Origin of the sequence: Phytoactinopolyspora endophytica (assembly GCF_004138495.1) — a bacterium.
GTDB classification, from domain to species: Bacteria; Actinomycetota; Actinomycetes; order Jiangellales; family Jiangellaceae; genus Phytoactinopolyspora; species Phytoactinopolyspora endophytica.
The window spans coordinates 196,481-200,020 of record NZ_ML142863.1 but is presented as its reverse complement, the minus strand read 5'-3'; the positions used below and the strand labels follow the sequence as shown (position 1 = coordinate 200,020).

Genomic DNA, 3,540 nt, shown 5'->3' with positions numbered 1-3,540 from the left:
TCATGCCGTCCGTCTGCTCGCGACAGCGCAGAAGGATCGCACAGCCTCCGAACACGCTGATTGGGTCGCTACCAAGGTGCAGTTGGGTGAAGCGCTCGTCGAGGTGCCGGACTACGCTCACTGCGTTCACACCAAAGCGGGCCAGGTGCAGAGTCGCGGCTTGGTGCAGTGGTGGGAGAACGGTGCCCAGGTCGCTGACGAACTCGGGACAGCCGATCATCACTACCGCGACGAGATGATCGCCCTCCATCGCGAAGATGAAGCTGCCAACGGTTCCGAACCGCCGACTTCGCGGTGGATCCCACAGAGTTTCTGACGCGCGTATGGCGGCCCGGATCACCCAACGTGTGGCGATCCGGGCCGCCCGGTGCGCGCCAAGTAAGGAATAGCCGCAGCCCATCGGATCCAGCGGCGGTCATTCCATAGGTCGACCCACGTGTCGAACTACTCATCGATGCTGCGCTCCAGAACGTTGAGGAAGTAGTCGTCGGCCGATGTGAACCGCGAGGCGATGTCGCTCAATGGCGCCCGAGCGCGGAGAGTGCCAGCGTCGCCGGCCAGAAGGTAGTCGGCCACGCAGGCAATGTCGTCCATCTGATGGGTGGAGACGAGGATGATCCGCGGGTGCCGGTCGGCGAACCGGATCCTCGGCGGTCGCGCCCGCTCGATCCTGCAGGCGAGGTCCCCTTCGCAAACTCGGAAGTGGCAGACTCTGGCACATGAAGTATGCGTTGCTGATCTGCGATGACGAGTCAGCTTCACCGAGCAATGAAGACCTGGCGGCTGATCCAGTGCACCAGGCGTGGGAGGCGGACCTGGAGCGGCGCGGTGTCGAGTTGTTCGGCGCGCGGTTGCGGCCGGTCGCCGACGCCACGACGGTCCGGGTCCGCGAGGGCGAGACTCTGATCTCTGACGGACCGTTCGCCGAGACCAAGGACTTTGTCGGCGGCGTCGTGGTCATCGAGTGCGCCGACTTGGACGAGGCGATCACGATCGCCGGGGGACACCCCTACGCCCGGTGGAGCAGCGTCGAGATCCGCCCGGTTTGGGTATGACCGCACCCGACGACGCTGTGCGCGCCGCGGTCGAAGCGGCGTATCGGGACGAATGGGGTCAGGTGGTCGCGACGTTGATCGGGCTGACCCGGGATTGGGATCTGGCGGAGGATTGTGCGCAGGACGCGTTCGCGACAGCGTTGGCGAGGTGGCCGCGCGATGGCATCCCGAGCCGTCCGGGCGCCTGGCTCACCACGACGGCGCGCAACCGTGCGACCGACCGGCTGCGGCGCGACAAGGCCGGGCGTACAAAGCTGCGCCAGCTCGCGGTGTTGGCCCCGGAGTCGGACGAGCTGCCTTTGGACGAGATCCCGGACGATCGGCTGCGGCTGATCTTCACGTGCTGTCATCCGGCGCTGCCGTTCGAGGCCAGGGTCGCGCTCACGTTGCGCACGCTCTCCGGTTTGAGTACCGCCGAAATCGCCAGGGCGTTCCTCACTGCCGAATCCACGATGGCGCAACGCCTGGTCCGTGCCAAGCGCAAGATCGCCGAGGCTGGTATCCCGTACCGTGTCCCTCCCGCCGAGTCGCTGCCGGAACGACTGGCCGCGGTCCTCGCGGTTCTCTATCTGATCTTCAACGAGGGCTACGACGAGCAGGACGGTCGTAGAGCGCTGACGGCCGAGGCGATCCACCTCGCCCGGGTACTCTCCCGGCTGATGCCGACGGAACCCGAGCCGAGAGGCTTGCTGGCGTTGATGCTGCTGCACGAGGCCCGACGCGCGACGCGTACCGATGACGGGGTGTTGGTGACCCTGGAACACCAGGACCGATCCAGGTGGGATCGTGACTTGATCGCAGAAGGGGTCGGCGTACTCGACCAGGCGCTGGCCATGCGACGTGGCGGGCCCTATCAGGTGCAGGCCGCGATCGCTGCCTGCCACGCTACGGCGCCGGATGCGGCGAGCACCGATTGGGCGCAGATCGCAGCCCTCTATGCGGAATTGGGCCGCCTGGCTCCGTCACCAGTGGTGGAGCTCAACCGTGCCGTGGCGGTCGCTATGTCCGACGGCGTCCCGGCCGGTCTCGCGCTGGTGGACGAGCTTACCGAGTCCGGCCGCCTCGACGGGTATCACCTGCTGCCCGCCACCCGGGCCGATCTGCTCAGGAGGGACGGTCGCGTGGCCGAGGCCAAGGTCGCGTACGAGGAGGCGCTGACGCTGGTGCCGACCGACGCCGAACGTCGCTACCTGATCGGTCGCCTTCGCGCGCTCTGACGGCCTGACATGCGGGCCGGACCAGCGATGCCGTGGCGCCGGATTGCGGCATCCTGGGTATAGGGACGTCGTCCGCGTGGGGAGGTGATCGGGCGACATGCGGCGCAAGGCGGTTTCGTCCTCGGTGGTGGCGTCGGTGGGCTACGACGCGGACAGCCGCACGCTGGAAGTCGAGTTCCACTCCGGTGAGGTTTATCGCTACCTCGATGTGCCGGAGTTCGACGTCGCTCGCCTGCTCCGTGCCGAGAGCTTGGGCCGATTCCTGAACGAGTGGATCAAGCCTCGCTACGAGTTCGCCTACGTGCAGCGGAGGTGACCGGAAAGCGGACGCTGAGAGCGATACGTTCCTCTCGATCAGCGCACGAGGCCGGAGGCCGGGCTCGCCTGAGCCGTGTCGAACTCACGAAGCGCCTCGATCACGCTGGCGACGTGCCGGCGGACCGCTCGTTCGGCGCCTTCCGGGCTACGGGCGCAGAGCTCGTCGATGATCGCGAGGTGCTCCGGGAGGGAGATCTGCGGTCGGCCAGGGCGAAGCGCGAGCCGGAACTGGTGTCTGACGTTCCGGGCGCTCAGGTTGGAGAGCACGTCCGCCGCGACCGGCTGCGCGGAGATCTCCCGGATCCTGTCGTGCAGAGTGCCGTTGAGCTCGGAGTACACCAGGACTTCACCGGCGCGCATCGCATCCTGCATGCGACGGCCGATGTCGCGCAGCTCGGTGATCTCCTCATCGGTGATCCGCTCGGCCGCTTTCGCCGCACATAGCCCTTCCACGGCCATCCGTACCTCGGTGATCGCGATGGCCTCCTCGACGCTGACCGACCGGACCCGAGCTCCGCGGTTGGCGATCCTCTCGACGAGGCCCTCATGGGTGAGATCCATGAGAGCCGCACGGACGACGCCCCGGCTCGCGTGGAACAGCTCGCACAGGTCTGCTTCGACCAGGCGCTGGCCGGGCGCGAACTCTCCGGCCACGATGGCGGTGCGTATCCGGTCGGTCACCTCGGCCGACCGGACGGTGCCATCGGCGGTGTTCGACGTCATCTGACCTCCTGTGCGGACGGATGAGACGGAAGCCTTACGGCCGGCTCCCGTGAGCGGGTGCGGCTCCCGGGCACGGCATGTGCATGCTCGCTGACAACATTGAACATTATCTTCTGTTGACTTACGTCACCAAGATTGTTGACAATAATGTCCATGATTATAGCCTTCAGGCGACAGCACGGACGTCCGTCGTGAAGAACGTCGTCGTCACCGATACTCCACGCGCA

The 3,540-nt window shown here is 66.6% G+C and carries 5 protein-coding genes and 1 pseudogene; 4 read left to right on the top strand and 2 right to left on the bottom strand.

Features of this window, described 5'->3' with window-relative positions; all coding sequences use genetic code 11:
• Nucleotides 1-316, top strand: a pseudogene (locus ELR45_RS25155) (hypothetical protein); the annotation flags it as partial.
• 128 nt (nucleotides 317-444) lie between these two features.
• On the opposite strand, the gene ELR45_RS42170 reads toward ELR45_RS25155, so the two are convergent.
• The gene (locus tag ELR45_RS42170; protein ID WP_276320728.1) at nucleotides 445-576 is read right to left on the bottom strand and encodes a hypothetical protein; all 132 of its coding nucleotides are present in this window, start codon (nucleotides 574-576) and stop codon (nucleotides 445-447) included.
• A 143-nt stretch (nucleotides 577-719) separates the two neighbouring features.
• Between ELR45_RS42170 and ELR45_RS25150 the strand changes: the two genes are divergently transcribed.
• The 3 genes from ELR45_RS25150 to ELR45_RS25140 all read left to right on the top strand — a co-directional run bounded on the left by ELR45_RS25150 (nucleotide 720) and on the right by ELR45_RS25140 (nucleotide 2,588).
• Nucleotides 720-1,055: a YciI family protein gene (locus ELR45_RS25150; protein ID WP_129668777.1), complete on the top strand. Its 336-nt coding sequence runs from the start codon at nucleotides 720-722 to the stop codon at nucleotides 1,053-1,055.
• Nucleotides 1,052-2,272: an RNA polymerase sigma factor gene (locus ELR45_RS25145; RefSeq protein ID WP_129668776.1), complete on the top strand. Its 1,221-nt coding sequence runs from the start codon at nucleotides 1,052-1,054 to the stop codon at nucleotides 2,270-2,272. The genes ELR45_RS25150 and ELR45_RS25145 overlap by 4 nt, the downstream gene beginning before the upstream one ends.
• A gap of 97 nt (nucleotides 2,273-2,369) precedes the next feature.
• The gene (locus ELR45_RS25140; RefSeq protein WP_129668775.1) at nucleotides 2,370-2,588 is read left to right on the top strand and encodes a KTSC domain-containing protein; all 219 of its coding nucleotides are present in this window, start codon (nucleotides 2,370-2,372) and stop codon (nucleotides 2,586-2,588) included.
• A gap of 38 nt (nucleotides 2,589-2,626) precedes the next feature.
• On the opposite strand, the gene ELR45_RS25135 is transcribed toward ELR45_RS25140, so the two are convergent.
• A complete protein-coding gene (locus tag ELR45_RS25135) occupies nucleotides 2,627-3,313 on the bottom strand; it encodes a GntR family transcriptional regulator (RefSeq protein ID WP_129668774.1) in 687 nt (228 codons plus the stop codon).
• Nucleotides 3,314-3,540: the final 227 nt, after the last annotated feature.

What these genes read in the sequence shown, in the direction of transcription:
- ELR45_RS25145 (WP_129668776.1), top strand. Translation starts at nt 1,052, where the DNA reads ATGACCGCACCCGACGACGCTGTGCGCGCCGCGGTCGAAGCGGCGTAT.
- ELR45_RS25135 (WP_129668774.1), bottom strand. Translation starts at nt 3,313, where the DNA reads ATGACGTCGAACACCGCCGATGGCACCGTCCGGTCGGCCGAGGTGACC.
- ELR45_RS25150 (WP_129668777.1), top strand. Translation starts at nt 720, where the DNA reads ATGAAGTATGCGTTGCTGATCTGCGATGACGAGTCAGCTTCACCGAGC.
- ELR45_RS25140 (WP_129668775.1), top strand. Translation starts at nt 2,370, where the DNA reads ATGCGGCGCAAGGCGGTTTCGTCCTCGGTGGTGGCGTCGGTGGGCTAC.